At 35.1% G+C, this 14,415-nt stretch carries 16 protein-coding genes; 5 read left to right on the forward strand and 11 right to left on the reverse strand.

What is annotated here, in order from left to right:
* Window positions 1–89: 89 nt before the first annotated feature.
* Window positions 90–1,913, reverse strand: a complete 1,824-nt coding sequence (locus tag P5P89_RS06315) for a DUF4403 family protein (RefSeq protein ID WP_278011195.1) — start codon at window positions 1,911–1,913, stop codon at window positions 90–92.
* Window positions 1,914–1,990: 77 nt separating this feature from the next.
* The gene (locus tag P5P89_RS06320) at window positions 1,991–2,485 is read right to left on the reverse strand and encodes a hypothetical protein (protein ID WP_278011196.1); all 495 of its coding nucleotides are present in this window, start codon (window positions 2,483–2,485) and stop codon (window positions 1,991–1,993) included.
* A 319-nt stretch (window positions 2,486–2,804) separates the two neighbouring features.
* Between P5P89_RS06320 and P5P89_RS06325 the strand changes: the two genes are divergently transcribed.
* The 4 genes from P5P89_RS06325 (at window position 2,805) to P5P89_RS06340 (ending at window position 5,523) form a co-directional block, all read left to right on the forward strand.
* The gene (locus P5P89_RS06325; RefSeq protein ID WP_278011197.1) at window positions 2,805–3,110 is read left to right on the forward strand and encodes a hypothetical protein; all 306 of its coding nucleotides are present in this window, start codon (window positions 2,805–2,807) and stop codon (window positions 3,108–3,110) included.
* Window positions 3,111–3,187: 77 nt separating this feature from the next.
* Window positions 3,188–3,448 (forward strand): hypothetical protein, encoded by a 261-nt coding sequence (locus P5P89_RS06330; protein WP_278011198.1) that lies wholly within the window; start codon window positions 3,188–3,190, stop codon window positions 3,446–3,448.
* A 645-nt stretch (window positions 3,449–4,093) separates the two neighbouring features.
* Window positions 4,094–4,867, forward strand: coding sequence for a sensor histidine kinase (locus tag P5P89_RS06335; RefSeq protein ID WP_278011199.1), 774 nt, complete (start codon window positions 4,094–4,096; stop codon window positions 4,865–4,867).
* A 2-nt stretch (window positions 4,868–4,869) separates the two neighbouring features.
* A complete protein-coding gene (locus tag P5P89_RS06340) occupies window positions 4,870–5,523 on the forward strand; it encodes a response regulator transcription factor (RefSeq protein WP_278011200.1) in 654 nt (217 codons plus the stop codon).
* A gap of 105 nt (window positions 5,524–5,628) precedes the next feature.
* On the opposite strand, the gene P5P89_RS06345 is transcribed toward P5P89_RS06340, so the two are convergent.
* Complete coding sequence (locus tag P5P89_RS06345; RefSeq protein ID WP_278011201.1) at window positions 5,629–6,744, reverse strand: calcium:cation antiporter; 1,116 nt, start codon at window positions 6,742–6,744, stop codon at window positions 5,629–5,631.
* Window positions 6,745–6,849: 105 nt separating this feature from the next.
* On the opposite strand from P5P89_RS06345, the gene P5P89_RS06350 reads away from it, so the two are divergent.
* On the forward strand, window positions 6,850–7,251 hold the full coding sequence (locus P5P89_RS06350) for a DoxX family protein (protein WP_278011202.1): 402 nt from the start codon (window positions 6,850–6,852) through the stop codon (window positions 7,249–7,251).
* A gap of 99 nt (window positions 7,252–7,350) precedes the next feature.
* Here the strand turns inward: P5P89_RS06350 and P5P89_RS06355 are convergent, their stop codons facing one another.
* The 8 genes from P5P89_RS06355 to P5P89_RS06390 form a co-directional block, all read right to left on the reverse strand.
* Complete coding sequence (locus P5P89_RS06355; RefSeq protein WP_278011203.1) at window positions 7,351–7,716, reverse strand: hypothetical protein; 366 nt, start codon at window positions 7,714–7,716, stop codon at window positions 7,351–7,353.
* A gap of 121 nt (window positions 7,717–7,837) precedes the next feature.
* A complete protein-coding gene (locus P5P89_RS06360) occupies window positions 7,838–8,221 on the reverse strand; it encodes a hypothetical protein (RefSeq protein WP_278011204.1) in 384 nt (127 codons plus the stop codon).
* Window positions 8,222–8,230: 9 nt separating this feature from the next.
* Window positions 8,231–8,770, reverse strand: a complete 540-nt coding sequence (locus tag P5P89_RS06365) for a hypothetical protein (protein WP_278011205.1) — start codon at window positions 8,768–8,770, stop codon at window positions 8,231–8,233.
* Window positions 8,771–9,132: 362 nt separating this feature from the next.
* A complete protein-coding gene (locus tag P5P89_RS06370; RefSeq protein ID WP_278011206.1) occupies window positions 9,133–10,416 on the reverse strand; it encodes a bile acid:sodium symporter family protein in 1,284 nt (427 codons plus the stop codon).
* 137 nt (window positions 10,417–10,553) lie between these two features.
* Window positions 10,554–11,216, reverse strand: coding sequence for an aspartate/glutamate racemase family protein (locus P5P89_RS06375; protein ID WP_223680261.1), 663 nt, complete (start codon window positions 11,214–11,216; stop codon window positions 10,554–10,556).
* Window positions 11,213–12,595: a four-carbon acid sugar kinase family protein gene (locus P5P89_RS06380; RefSeq protein ID WP_278011207.1), complete on the reverse strand. Its 1,383-nt coding sequence runs from the start codon at window positions 12,593–12,595 to the stop codon at window positions 11,213–11,215. Before P5P89_RS06380 ends, P5P89_RS06375 begins: the two co-directional genes overlap by 4 nt.
* A complete protein-coding gene (locus P5P89_RS06385) occupies window positions 12,595–13,836 on the reverse strand; it encodes a ribulose-bisphosphate carboxylase large subunit family protein (protein WP_278011208.1) in 1,242 nt (413 codons plus the stop codon). The genes P5P89_RS06380 and P5P89_RS06385 overlap by 1 nt, the downstream gene beginning before the upstream one ends.
* Before the next feature lie 132 nt (window positions 13,837–13,968).
* Complete coding sequence (locus P5P89_RS06390) at window positions 13,969–14,331, reverse strand: DUF2200 domain-containing protein (RefSeq protein ID WP_278011209.1); 363 nt, start codon at window positions 14,329–14,331, stop codon at window positions 13,969–13,971.
* Between the last annotated feature and the right edge of the window lie 84 nt (window positions 14,332–14,415).

Genomic DNA, 14,415 nt, shown 5'->3' on the forward strand with positions numbered 1-14,415 from the left:
TTAGCCTACTATTTGTAAATCTTAAGATTATGTAGTGCAATCAATCAAAATGAATTATGAAAGAAGAAACTACATCTTTTGAAAAAAAATTAATCCATAACTTTTTTCTTCAAATTGCCTACAGAATCAATAATAATGATTTCCTCACCTTTAAATATTTGGTCTTCAAAGGACTTTCTTTTTTCTATTTTTTTCCCTTCGGAATCAATGAGATATATAAAATCTTCATCTTTATTCGATTTCTTTTTGACTTCTTTATTTTCATCGTAAAGGGGTAATAAAGATGTTACTGTAGCTTTTTCAGATACTGAATCGGACTTTATAAGGCTATATCCTTCAAATTCAGAAATTTGCTTCGGGCTAATGGTGTCTGTAGGTATAGCTACAAATTTGCTGAGGCTTACATTTTCATCTGTTCTAATTATAGAAGGATTGGCTAAGAATAGTTCTGGTTTTTTATGTAAAAACTGAAACGTATAATTTCCTTTTAGTTGGGCAATAACATCTATTGTAGTGTCATTTACATAAGGGCCTAAAAATGTTGTCAGTGCTAAATTTCCGGATAGTAATCCATAGTCAGTTGCATATGACATGTTTTCAATTTTTTGGCTCGTTTCTTTATAAATAGGTTCAATATCAAATAGGGCATGTTGTTCGATATAATTTTCTGTTTTTTGATCTAAGAACTCTTTGTAAATGGTATTGATAAGTTTACTTCTTGTATCTACACTAAAATCAATGTTTTTAAGGGAAAATTGTTTGATTGAATTGTCATAAGACAGGTCTCCTGTTAAGTAGGCTGAAAAAACGTTGCAGTTACACAACAGCCTTTTTCTGGTAATGTCTAGGGCAATCACAATTTTGTTATTTTGAGTTCGATAAATTGCTGCATTTTCGACCAAAAGTGATTTTAAAATTTTATTACCACTATTTTTTAAATTATTATTTATGGCCTCAGAAAGCAAAACTTCTAATTTCTGTATTGGTGCTGAAAGTTTGAGGTTGATGTTTGTTTCGGCAGGATGTGGTTCTGCTACCCTAAATGCCACTTCGCCGGGAGGTAAATCAGGAATAACTTCAGAATAGCAGATGTTTGGTTCAAATTTTAAACCCACATTAATACAAAGGTTTTCTTCGGAGCCATACGGATTGGAACAGGATATTTCGAGTGGTTTTAAATTTAGCCAAATATTAGGAGATACTTCTTTGGAACCAGACATCGCCTGGGTTACATACGCTATTTGTTCTGCAAAATTTAAGGTGTTAGCGTTTTGTTCAAGCATTTTATCCAGCGCATTTTGCAGGGATTTTTTTCCAACTTCCTCAACTAATTTCTCAGTAATGTTTGCTAAAGCTAAATCTGTAAACAAGTATTTGGAAAAATTTTTCCCTCCAATTTCAGGAAGCTTGTCCATTGGAGTTTTGATGTTGAATGTTGTTATTCCGGAAGATAAATCAATTTTTTTATCATTGGTGATGGTAACATCTCCTTCTAAAACTACCTCGCAATGTACATCTAAGTTTAATAAACTTTTGATTTTTACTTCGGGCGTTAATGGTATTATTTTACTCTCAACATCTAATTTGATTTCTGTATGAGTGTAGCCTGTTATTTTGTATTTATTGCCAGTAAATGATATTTGGATATCATCCAAATAAGTTGGATAATGAATAGCTACTTCAGGTTTGTAAACCTTATTTACGATCTCCATGACAGCAACAGTCTGCAGTTGATAAACAGCTACTACGGGCTCGACATACACTTTTGTAGTTGTCCATACTTCCTTTAAAACATTTTTCCAGCATTTTCCCCATTTCCATGGTGTTAACCAACAGCCAAATGCTTCCCTGACAGTTGTATAAGTTTTTGTTGCTACATCTTTCCAATAGCCTGGTTCATAAGGCTTAACCAATACACTAACAATCCTGTTAAATGTAATGTCTTCTGTAGCGAGTATTGTAGCGACAACTTTTACTGGTTTGTCATCGTTTACAATAGGATTATGTATGTTTTTTTTACTGCCAGTAAAAAATCGGATTTGGAAACACAGGCTTCTACACCCAAATAGGAAGATTCCGGAGTTACAGTAGTGGTTGGATCTGGAATCTTTAAGGGTTGTGGGATTTTAATTGAGCAACAGGACCCAAAAAAGGATGCGGTACTCAAAATAAATAGGATCGCCTTTATTTTAAGTAATTGAAATTGAGAATTTTTAATGGCTGGATTGTTTTCAAGATATTCTGTAACCTCTCTTTCTAATCTTTTGCAAGAAATTAAAATTGGTTTTCTCAGTACTTTTACAACAATATTATCATTATCAATAGTATACTCAACTTCAAAAGTACCCATAGAGGTATTTACTTCAAAATGTCCCTGGATAGTGTTGCCATCAAAAGTTCCTTCCTGATTTAGAACAGCTTCTCTGAGCTTTCGTACTGCCTCATCTTTTGGATGCGGATAATTTATAGTAAATTTACACGCCATGATTTTTGTTTTTATATTGATGCCTACTCTATAAAATCCCTTTTCGGCAGCCTGGTTGCATTATTGATAATATGCATTCCAAAACTACTTCAGTGTGTAATTTAATTACTTGGGTAAACACCTATGATATGTATAGTTTTTTGTCTAATTATTTGAAGTTCAAATAGCTGTTGGGGTTGTTAATGAAAAATCGCTATTTTAGCTAGTAAATTGAATAATAGGGGTAAAATCTTTAAAAAATAGTGTTTTACCCCATTAGCTGCGATTGATTTATTGCAAAATTTGAAGAATAAATTATTAACCCTTAAAAAATTACAGCATGAAAAAAATTACTATAGTGTTAATGGTTATTTTAACCATTGGAGCTTGTAAAAAAGCAAAAGTAGAAAGTCCAACTACAGCAACTGATGTAGATAAAGAAGCTCCTTTATCTTATTGTTTAACTTTAGAGGGCTATTATAAGTCAGCAGATATTGAAGAGAAAGCAGAATGGTTAAGACAGCACGGTGATAGTGTTTGTGAATGCACACTAGAAGAAGCAGTCCTCGAAGACCATAGAGCTAAAGGCACTGTAAGTAATCAAAAAGAAAAATATGTAATCAGCTGGGGGAGCTTAAAAAAATAATAGGCTCTCATGGATACGATGCCTATCTCAACGTGGTAGCTGATAAATCTAATGATGAAAAAATTGGTGAACTGATAATGGCAGAGAGATATGGAGTTAAAGGTTATTATTTTTCTACAGCTTTAATAAGAAGCCTGGCTAAAAAATATGCTAAAGATGATAACTCCGAATTTCAATTTAGTTTTGCTACGCTAGAGGAAAAACCTAAAAATGTACAGTCAGTAGTTGTCATTCAGGTAAATGGAAACCCAGGTGAAGGAAATAGAATCAATGCAAACCCATATTATGATTATTCAACGGACCCTCATGGCGTTCCAGTTCCTAACATACCCTTGTAAATAAATACGATTGAATATACTAGACATTATAAATCCAATAAAAGCATGCGTTTTAATAACGCTGCTTTTTGCTTTATGCAATCTTAGCTGGAAAATTAAAATGCACCGCTATTTACTGTATATTCTTTTTGTGGTTTTTTTTACGGAATTAATCAATTCTATTTTAGTATATAATAACAGACCCATTCGAATACCATTTAATATCAGTATTATTTTTCATGATATTTGTTGGATGCTTGCGTTTAGAGAAATCATAAATCGTAAAAAAATGTCCAATGTAATACTGTATCTTTTTGTGCTTTTTTCTGTTGTTAATTTTATAATTATAGAAATAACGGACGAATATAATTATTACACCTTCGTTTTTGGCGCTCTGTTATATGTCTCACTTTTTATTTACGAAAGTTACAGACAGTTAAAAGAAGAAAATTTAATGTATTTTCTATCTAATAATTATCTGCTTTTGTTTGCACCGGTATATTTCTTTTTCGGCATGGGCTTAATGCTTGGTTTTAAATCCTTAGGAGTGACAAAAAAAGTTTTATTTGGTAGTGTTACTTTATATGTTTTCATTGTTAATATAGTTTGTATCGCCTATTATACCTTAATTAATATTTACATCTACAGAGAAAAAAATAACTACAAATGAATCAAGTCGTAATAGGAATAATAATAGCCTTCATTTTTATTGGTTTAATACTGTTTTTTTGTGTTATTCTGATTCGTCTTTATTTTAATAAAATAAAAAAATACACAGAACTTCTGCATCAGAAAGATCTCGATTTTCAAAAAGGAATTACCCAAACTGTAATTGAAACGCAGGAGCAGGTACTCAATAATATTTCTCAGGATCTTCATGATGATGCCGGACAGCAATTGACCTATATTAATTTTCAGATAGAAAACATTAAACTGGATTCTCCTGAGCTGCAAAAAACATTAGAGCCATTGTCGCAATCCGTTACTAATTTATCACAATCAATAAGAAGTATCAGTCATGCCTTAAATGGCCAATTGCTATTGCAGCAAGATGTAATAAAAGCTATAGCTGCAGAAATAAAGCGATTGCAAAAAAATACCAAAATTGACATTGTGTACTCTTTTGAGGAAATCGAGGTAAAGAAATTTGACAATAATGAAAAGATAATCATTTACCGCATCTTTCAGGAATGTATCAATAATATTTTTAAACACGCCAAAGCTTCTAAAATGAGTATTTTGATAACCACCAGTCCTGATTTTAAAATGATAATTGCAGATAATGGTAAAGGATTTCATTTTACAGATAAAAAAAGCAAATTGTCTTTAGGACTGCTAAACATGATTAACAGAGCCAGCAGCATAGACTATATTTTAGCTGTAGAAAGCCAAATAGGATCCGGAACTGAAATTACCCTTTCTGAAAATAAAAAAATCTAAGTATGGAACAGACTACTATTTGTATAATCGATGATCACTCTATTGTAAGACAAGGTTTAAAAGAATTGCTGTATAAAATGGGTAACTACAAAGTAATACAAGAGTTTGATAATGGTGATGATTTCCTGCAGGCATTACCCATAAATCCGTCTCCACATATCTACATTCTGGATTACTCCATGCCTCACATGAACGGTATTGAAGTATTGCAGGCACTTGAAGAAAAAGAAGAAGAGTTTAAAGTATTATTGTTGACACAGCATCTTGACGAACAAATAATCGATGCGGCTTATCATCATGGTGCCAGAGGTTTTCTACATAAAAATTGTACAGCTCACGATTTGAAATTTGCTATTGATAACATTATTAAAATAGGATATAACAACGTTTCTGAAATTCTTAAGCGTGTTCGCAATTATGATAGCAATAACGAAAAAAAGGAAAATATTGTTTTAACGCAGCGCGAATTCGATTTTCTGAGGCTAGTTTGTGATGAAAGAGAATTAACCTATGAACAGATGGCCGAAATTATGAATCTATCAATAAAATCCATTGAAGTTTACAGGGCTACTTTATTTGAAAAATTCAATATCAAATCAAAAGTAGGACTTGTACTATTTTCTTTTAAACACCGGCTGACAGAACCGTTTTTGTAATCTGGATCTAAATTACTTATTGCATAGAAATTCAAATGAGTTGCATTGTAAAATTCATTAAACAATACTTTCAAAAAAGAGTTTCAAATTTTCTTATTTGTATCATCACGGATATATCATCAAAAATATAAAAGCAAATAAATTTACCAAAAGTACTACCCCGTAAACAATATTCGACTTTCCTTTGCTCAATGATAACATTACAGTAAATACAGACAATGCCAATAAAACAATAGATTTAATATCAAGTCCTAGAATAATCGGCATATCCATCATAATACAAACTGCTGCTACACTTGGAATAGTTAGTCCTATACTGGCTAAAGCAGAGCCCAAAGCTAAGTTTAAACTCGTTTGCAGCCTGTTTTTTCTTGCTGCTATGATTGCTGCAATTGCCTCGGGAAGCAAAATTATGGCGGCAATAACAACTCCTACCAATGCTTTTGGCAGGTTATAGCTCACAATAATACTTTCAATTGTAGGGGATAATGTTTTTGCTAATAACACTACAATCCCTAAGCTTACTAAAAGAAAAACAAGACTTGTGTAAAACGTCTTGTTATTGATTACCACTGGCTCAGCTATGTTTTCATTTTCATCATCTCCAATAGTCAGGAAATATTGCCTGTATCTTGTCGTTTGCGCAAAAAGAAAAGAGCCATAAATAACAAGGCAGGCTCCCGAGGCAAAAACAAGTTGCGGCACGGAATAATAAGACCCATGAACACTTTCAGTAAACGTTGGAAAGACTAATGTAAATACAATAATAGATACCAGTGAAACCAAACCAATGGTTACAGAAGAAGTAGAAAAATTTTGTTCGTAATGCTTAAGACCACCAATAAGAAGGCATAATCCAATGATGCCATTCAGAATGAGCATTGTCGCAGCATAAACGGTATCTCTTGCCAACGATGCTGCTTCGGATCCTTCAGACAACATCAAAGAAACAATAATGGAGACTTCAATAACTGTTATCGAAATAGCCAAAATAATAGTTCCATAAGGCTCTCCCACTCTTTCCGCTATTATTTCAGAATGGTGTACGGCAGACATAACACTAAGAATAAGCAAGATACTTGCTACAATTTGAAAAAAGCTGCTTCCATCAACAAGTCCGCTAAAAAAAGAATCCACGCTAATATTGGAATGATGATTGTCCACTGAAGTAATTGTTTCATTTCGTATATTTTTAATATTCATTTGTACTATATAATCCATTTTTTATATTCCCCAATATAAAACTTTTATTTTTAAATCATGCAGTCAACATAAGGACAAATTCGATATATTTGATTCTATTAACAATCTAATGAGTAAAAAAATATGAGAAAAAACAACGATTTAGGATTATTGATACTCCGTATCACAGTTAGCGTTTTAATGTTCCTGCATGGTATTTCGAAATTTGGAGGAAGTTTAGAATTCATTAAATCGATGCTTGCTGAAAAAGGCATTCCTGATTTTATTGCATATGGGGTATTGGTGGGAGAAATACTTGCGCCTATTGCTATTTTAATTGGTTTCAGAACCAGAATTGCAGCTGCAATATATGCTTTCAATTGTTTGGTTGCCATTTTGATTGCCCACAGTTCTGAAATATTTTCTATGGGAGAACACGGAGGATGGGCTTTAGAATTACTTGGTCTTTATTTATTTGGTGCCCTGACTTTATTCTTTACAGGAGCAGGTAACATTGCGGTTTCAAAAAGCAATCAATGGGATTAATACCATTGTTGAAAAATAATATTTCATAAAATACATAATTACAAAACCTCCTAAGTCATTGATTTAGGAGGTTTTATTTTAATATTTTAATTTAGTTCTTTATATCTTATCGAGCGTTATTTTCATTTCTTTACTTTCTAATATGAGTTTATCTCCTGTAATTGTGCTTTCACATGGATAAGGAGTTCCTGTTTCATCTTTGATGACCAGACTCTTCCCTCCTTTTGTTAAAGCATAAGTACCATCTGTTATTTCACTCTGTAAAAAACCTGTCACGTGACCATCTTTTGTGAAGGTTAACTTTCCATTAGCCAAAATTTCAGTTTTTGCAGAATCCGAGAGTGGCATCTTTGCTTCTACTGCGGTAATTTTCCAGGAGTTCACCAGTTTATTACGCCCGTTGCATGAAACCATTAATACGGCTAATAATACAATACCATAAATAAATAGGTTAGATTTTTTCATGATTTTAGATTTATAGGTTAAACAGCAAACAAGTTACAAAAAAAACAAATCCAAAATATTTAAAATCAACTATTTACAACAAAACAAAAAGCAAGATCTTTTTTTAAAGAACAACTAAGCTTCAATTAAACTTAAAAATATCTTCATATTTCAGATAATTTTTTCTGCTTATAACATATAAGGGAGTTCCATTTTCATCCTTAATTAGGCCTACACTTTCATCATCTGATTTAGGGAAATTAATCTGGTACCTTCTTCCGTCAGACAATTGGATTCCGTAAGTTGAAACTGAGTTTTCAATTTGTACAGAATTCTGACTGTACTCAAATTTTTCTTTTTTGCCGAAACTTTTTCTAACCGTAAAATCTTTTGCATTAAAGAACAATTCGAATTTTTCACCTTTGGCATCTGTTGCTTTCCAGGAACCGCGATAGGTGTCTGAGCCACTGCATGCTGTTAAAATCAGGGCTAAAATCCCAAAAAGGGCAATACTAATTTTTTTCATCGAATTTGTTTAATTATCCAGGGTTAACGACTGTATACTTTTTATTCTTATCCCAAAAAAGCAATCATCCATGCAGCCTTTTGGCACATAACCACAAGTAGAAATCAGTCCGTTATTTTTTGATTCGAAATATACTGTAACGTCTTTTCTTTTAATAAGCCATTCTTTTTCTGCCTTACTGTAGATTTGATCTAATGTTAAAGCTTCTGCAGCAGGTGAATTTTCATGACTGTTTATTTGATTTTCTTCTTCAGTCCATTCTAATGGAATGTTATCAGGGATATTTTCAGTATTTCCAGTGTATTTAAAATGACGCTGGATTATTTTTCCATTTGATACTGTTATTGTTGTTTCCCAGCTATATGCGAGAAAAAGTGTACCACTAGATACGACATACTTATAGGAGTTATTTGAAGATGCTTTGAAATCCAGCCACGTTTTCTGGCTTTTTTGGAAATCATTCTGATAGTTTAATTCGTCGTCTGAAGAGCAGGAAAACATTAAACAGCTGATTAGTACTAGTGCAATAAAGTAAAATTTGGTTTTCATAATTGTGAGTTTATGGTTCACTTATGTAGATGGAAATCAAAGTATTTAGTTGCGTTGTTTTGGTAAATCATCTGCTTAAAAGTTACAAATCATAATATTTAGAAATAACAACACTCAAATCTATATCTAAATCAAAAATATGTTTTTATTTTATTAAAATTCTAAATTTTATTTCAACCCAAATTTTCTCCTGAAAATAAATCTGCATAAGGGATGGGAATGGCATCCTTTTGTTTCCTTCTTTAGGAAACAAAAGATATAATGGACAGCCTCCTGATAGCCATCGGGACAAGCTATATGCCCAAATTATAAAACTGAATTTCATAAAAAAACTCCATCGGTAAAATGGAGTTTTTGATTTTCTAATGTGTATCCGGAGTAGCTTCATCTTCGGGATTGCCTATTTTTCGCCAGTAGTTAGCCAATAGCGAGCCGGAAACATTCATCCAGGGACTGAATACTGCTGACGCCAGGCCAACTGTTGCTAATTTGCCCATGGAGCCGGCAAGTCCGGAAGCCATTCCGCCGTTTTGAAGACCGACTTCGAAAGCGATTGTCTGGCTGCTTTTTTTGTCGAGACCGCTTAATCTGCTGAGCCAATACCCGAAAAAGTAACCCGCTCCGTTGTGCAGAACTGAAGCAAGGAAAAGCAAAAATCCAATCTGAATAAGATTATCCCTTCCTGCAGCAGTCGTTACCAACGTAAAATAGATGATTCCAAACATTGAAAAATACGGCATAATTGCATCAATTTTTGGATATATCTTGTACAATAAATGATACAATACTCCCACGATAAATGCACCGCAGCTGAAGTTTACAATTTCTAAAATATGAGCTAGTGGTGTGTCTTCAACTATAGCAAATAACCCCTGAAGGAAGATAATAGCAACCAGCCAAATCGCCGAAATTATAGTTAAAACATATATCCTCCTTTTTGCGACGACTCCATAGTTTTTCAGAATATCGTGAATCATGGCTGCAGCCAAAGGCACAAGGACAATTTTGATAATTTCCATCATCATATTGAAAAAATGTACCTCAACGAGAGTTCCTGCGAATATCTTCATCAAAAACGGTGTCATGATTGGTGCTGCCAAAGTGGACATTGCGGTTACGGTTACAGACAAAACAAGATTTCCCTTGGCGATGTACGTCATCACGTTCGAAGCTAATCCGCTGCTGCATGAACCAATCAGTATGATTCCTGCGGCGATTTCAGGTTCAAATCCAAATGTTTTGGCAATTATAAAACCCATAACCGGCATGATGGTAAAATGTCCCAGCAAGCCAATTAAAACTCCTTTGCCTGATTTTCGGATACCGGTAAAATCCTCAATGCTCATTTGCGTTCCCATTCCGAACATAACCAGCTGAATGATAATCAGAATGAGCCATTTGTTGCGCATGTCGAAACTGCCTACGTGCAGGAAAAAATCTGGATAAATCAATCCGGCGCAGACTGCGGTAATAATCCAGAAGGTATATTGATAACCACTTAATATTCTCACATGTCCTGCTCCAATGGCAATACTCGAAAATCCAAAGATTAATCCTAATTTCCAGATGATTTCCGTTTGCTGTAACCAGCCTAAACCAGCTACAGTAAAAAATATCGGGGCAGCCCAAAGAAAATATTTACGCATACAAATGAGTATTAAAACATGTTATTTTTTTAAATCTTTTATTTTAAACTATATAAGTTATATAAGTCAATATAAGTTGTTACCTTTTTACGTTTAGCTTAAATGAACTTATATAACTTATATGGTGATTTTTTTGGTTAGAAATAAAGCTCTGCCAATTTTTTCATGGCAATAGCTGGGCTTGCCAAAATCGGCACTAGTTTTTCTTCGGCACTTAAACCGTCGACAACTCTTGCCATTGAAGCTTGTGCCAAAACAATTACATCTACTTCTTTCATTAATTCTTTCAGGGCTTTGGCAACCATTTCGTCATGTTTTGGGGCGTCTCCGCTCATTAAAGCTTCAAAAGCACCTTCGCATAATTTGGATGAAATCGTTACATCTTTTCCTGCCAATTCGGCTCTTCTTCTCACCAGATCGCTGGTTGGTTCAAGTGTTGTTGGTAAAGTGGCAATCACGCCAATTTTATTGCTGATCTGTACCGCTTCATCGGCCATTGCCTGATCTACGCGAATCACCGGAACGGTACTCAAAGTCGCAGCAGTTTCAATCGCTACACCAATCGATGAGCAGGTTACTAAAATTACATCAGCACCAGCAGATTCTGCAAGCTTAACGTGACTTACCACCCTTGCAGCCGTATTGGGCATTAATTTTCCTTTTTTAATTACATCTTTTATCAGGCTGTCATCAACTATATTGAAGGTTTCCGCCCCATTTAAAAATTCATTGCTTAACTGCTGAAACAACGGAACTAAAGTTGCCGATGTATGTACAAAACCTAACGTTTTTGCGCTCATAATTTTTCTCCTTTTAATACTTTTATAAAATAATCGGCGGTACCTACCTGTCCGCCTTTAAAATTCATTTCTATTCCATTAACCAATTCATTGTCTGAAACTGCCTTGCAAAGCGGAGCTCCCGGAGCAATTGGCGCTATCATTTCCAATGCCAGAATATCCAGTTCGGATGCTGCGTAACTTGACGTATCACCTCCGGAAAAAAGAATTCTTTTTAGCGGATCTGCCTTTAAAACTTCTTTGGTGATTCTACCCAAAACACTTCCGTAAAGGGCACTGCATTGTTTCTGAATCTCATTTTCTTTAATGCCTTTTGACTTAAAATAAGACTCTGTTTCAGCAATACGCGGGTCTTCTGAACCAGTACTGGTATGCAGAATTGTACTTTTACCATTCTTGAAATTGGCTATAATTTGCGAAACCGTTTCTTCTATAATTTGTTGCTGATACTGACTATCAACTGCTTTGCTTTCTAATGGAATTTCTAAAAATCCATTTTCTAATGCATATTCAATTTGTTTAGAAGTAACTGGCGAACAACTCCCCGATAAAACGAGTATGGGCGAAACTTCTCCCGGGGATTCAAATACTATTTCTTTTCCTATGATTTTTTTATCCTTCCAAGCCAATCCCAAAGCCATTTCGATTCCGGATGAACCTACTGAAAACAATGTTTTTTTGTTTGCCAGTTGATTGAAAACAATTCCTATTGTTTTGAGATGCTCCTGATTGAAACCGTCAAAAAACAGAATTTCGGCCTGGTTATTTTCAACCGCTTCCAGAACTTCAGAAGTTCCTTTTTCGATTGTGGTTAAATTGACAAGATTGATGGATTTATCCGTTTGTTTTGCCAGATGCAAAGTCAAATCGCCTTCTAAAGCAGGTGTAACGGGATGTTTGCTCATGGATGGATGTCGGTCGATACGGTAAATTTCACCGTTTCCGATAGTTCCCATTCGGGCAAAAAGATTTCCGAACACACAAAAACGCCCCAGATGTGGTGCCGATGGCGAAACCAAAACGGTTTTTTGATTGAAAACTTCACTCCCGATTTCGATTGCTTTTCCGATGTTGCCGACGTGTGGTGCAGAATCGAAAGTGGAACAGACTTTATAATGAAAATGATTGGGGGCAAAAATTTTCAGATTTTCAAAGGCAGTATAAAGTTCTGTTTCCATTTCCGACGGTAACATCGACCTGCTCTTTCCGGCCAGACCAATCGCCTGAATTCCCGGAAAACGATCTATGTCTTTTTGATTCGGTTGTTGCAGAAAGAGTACTGTTTTTACTCCGGCCAGCGTCAGAAATTCCAGGGCATCAGTCGAGCCTGTAAAATCGTCACCATAATAAGCCAATAGCAATTTTTCTTTTTGGCTCATTATTTAGAAAATTTCTTTACCGATTCGGCAAATTCAGGATATTTTATTGCCGTTTCTTCTACAGACAACCCATCAACAGCTCCTTTCCAGGCTTGCTGTAAGGCATTTACTCCGGCTTTTGGTCCCATTGGGTGTGCCAAAATTCCGCCTCCTGCCATGTATAGCAAATCGGTAGTTTGGGTTCTTCGGTAAGTTTCTACGGCTTGTCCGCCCCATTGTCCCGAAGACACTACAGGCAATATTTCGTATCCTCCTAAAAAGGGTTTCAAACAGGATTTTATCGACGTCACCACCGAATCATCCGATTCCCAAAATTTATTCTGGATTCCGTTGACGTGGAGCTGATCGACTCCTGCCAGACGCTGAATTTTTTGATAGGCCGGAAATTCAATTCCCAACAAAGGATGACGGTTCAGCATTCCCCAGCCGTTTCTGTGACCGTGAATGACGAGTTCGCCCTGATCACAGATTTTCTTTGTTCCCGCCAAGCCTACACTGTTGATACTGACCATCGCACAGCTTCCTCTTTCCTGATGAATCAAATCGTATTTACGCTGCATTTCGTCAATTTCATCACTGATATTGAACGCATACATTACTTTTTTACCTGTTTTTTGTTCGTTATCGCGAATAACTTTCATGATGCCTTTTACACGGTCATCAAAAAAAGAATTGGCTGCCGATCCCATCAGTTCATCGTCTTTAATGAAATCGATTCCGGCATCAATAAGCGATTTTACTAAAGAGACCGTTTCATCAACACTCATCCCGATGCTTGGTTTTATAATGGTTCCAATCATTGGTCTGTCGGTTACGCCACAGGATAATTTAGAACCTTTGATTCCGAATTTTGGTCCTTTGAAATGAGTTGCGAAAGAATCCGGCACTTCAAAATCCATTAGTTTTAAACCTGTAAATTGTGTGATTTCGTATAGATTCCCCTGTAAAGTACTAATCAGAACCGGCAGATTATAACCAAAGTTTTCTATCGACCAGCTTACTTTTACCCTTGCTTTCTGGTATTTTTTTCCCGGAATACTTCCTCCCGGAATGGATGGCTCATCTGCCAAATCCAATAATTGAATATCCTCTACCCTTGCGGCAAAACGTTTTTTCAATTCTTCGGTTTCTCCCGGAACAGACACAAAGGTTCCTGATGACTGTTCACCCGCCAAAACTGCCGCTGCCCGTTCTACCTCATAAGGGGTTTCGATAAGATACTCCGCAAAAACTCTTTCCATTGTACTTCATTTATTAAGAAATTCTAAATAAATGAATTTATAGGGAGTAAGTGTCCTGCTGTGTGCTGTTCCAGGAAAGATTATTTTGAATAATATAAAAATTATATTTATTTACTTTTATGACAAAACCTGCTAAATCCGCAAAATCTTTTCCATTTTTTTGCCTATAGCCAGTTCATCTACCAATTTATCTAAGTAACGTACCTGACGCATCAACGAATTCTCGATTTCCTCAATGCGGTACCCGCAGATTACACCCGTAATGAGCGAAGCATTAGGATTGAGACTGGCTTTTTCAAAAAAGTCTTTAAAGGTTATTTTTTGATCAATCAGTTCTTGTAATTTCTTTTCGTCATATCCCGTCAACCATTCGATGACCTGATGCAATTCGGCTATGGTTCTGCCTTTTTTCTCCACTTTAGTTACATAATGCGGATAAACCGAAGCAAATGTCATTTGGGCTACACGTTCATTTTGTTTGTCATTAGGTGTCATAAGCTTTTTTGAATTACATTAATCTGATTATCAATACGAATATAACAGTTTCCTTGTAAATATTGTAACAACATCTACTCATTT

Source organism: Flavobacterium gyeonganense, from assembly GCF_029625295.1.
Lineage (GTDB): Bacteria > Bacteroidota > Bacteroidia > Flavobacteriales > Flavobacteriaceae > Flavobacterium > Flavobacterium gyeonganense.

Coding starts and splice junctions, on each gene's coding strand:
- P5P89_RS06350 (WP_278011202.1), top strand. CDS start 6,850: ATGAGAAAAAACAACGATTTAGGATTATTGATACTCCGTATCACAGTT.
- P5P89_RS06320 (WP_278011196.1), bottom strand. CDS start 2,485: ATGGCGTGTAAATTTACTATAAATTATCCGCATCCAAAAGATGAGGCA.
- P5P89_RS06360 (WP_278011204.1), bottom strand. CDS start 8,221: ATGAAAAAAATTAGTATTGCCCTTTTTGGGATTTTAGCCCTGATTTTA.
- P5P89_RS06330 (WP_278011198.1), top strand. CDS start 3,188: ATGGCAGAGAGATATGGAGTTAAAGGTTATTATTTTTCTACAGCTTTA.
- P5P89_RS06325 (WP_278011197.1), top strand. CDS start 2,805: ATGAAAAAAATTACTATAGTGTTAATGGTTATTTTAACCATTGGAGCT.
- P5P89_RS06375 (WP_223680261.1), bottom strand. CDS start 11,216: ATGAGCGCAAAAACGTTAGGTTTTGTACATACATCGGCAACTTTAGTT.
- P5P89_RS06370 (WP_278011206.1), bottom strand. CDS start 10,416: ATGCGTAAATATTTTCTTTGGGCTGCCCCGATATTTTTTACTGTAGCT.
- P5P89_RS06380 (WP_278011207.1), bottom strand. CDS start 12,595: ATGAGCCAAAAAGAAAAATTGCTATTGGCTTATTATGGTGACGATTTT.
- P5P89_RS06335 (WP_278011199.1), top strand. CDS start 4,094: ATGAATCAAGTCGTAATAGGAATAATAATAGCCTTCATTTTTATTGGT.
- P5P89_RS06355 (WP_278011203.1), bottom strand. CDS start 7,716: ATGAAAAAATCTAACCTATTTATTTATGGTATTGTATTATTAGCCGTA.
- P5P89_RS06340 (WP_278011200.1), top strand. CDS start 4,870: ATGGAACAGACTACTATTTGTATAATCGATGATCACTCTATTGTAAGA.
- P5P89_RS06345 (WP_278011201.1), bottom strand. CDS start 6,744: ATGGATTATATAGTACAAATGAATATTAAAAATATACGAAATGAAACA.
- P5P89_RS06390 (WP_278011209.1), bottom strand. CDS start 14,331: ATGACACCTAATGACAAACAAAATGAACGTGTAGCCCAAATGACATTT.
- P5P89_RS06385 (WP_278011208.1), bottom strand. CDS start 13,836: ATGGAAAGAGTTTTTGCGGAGTATCTTATCGAAACCCCTTATGAGGTA.
- P5P89_RS06365 (WP_278011205.1), bottom strand. CDS start 8,770: ATGAAAACCAAATTTTACTTTATTGCACTAGTACTAATCAGCTGTTTA.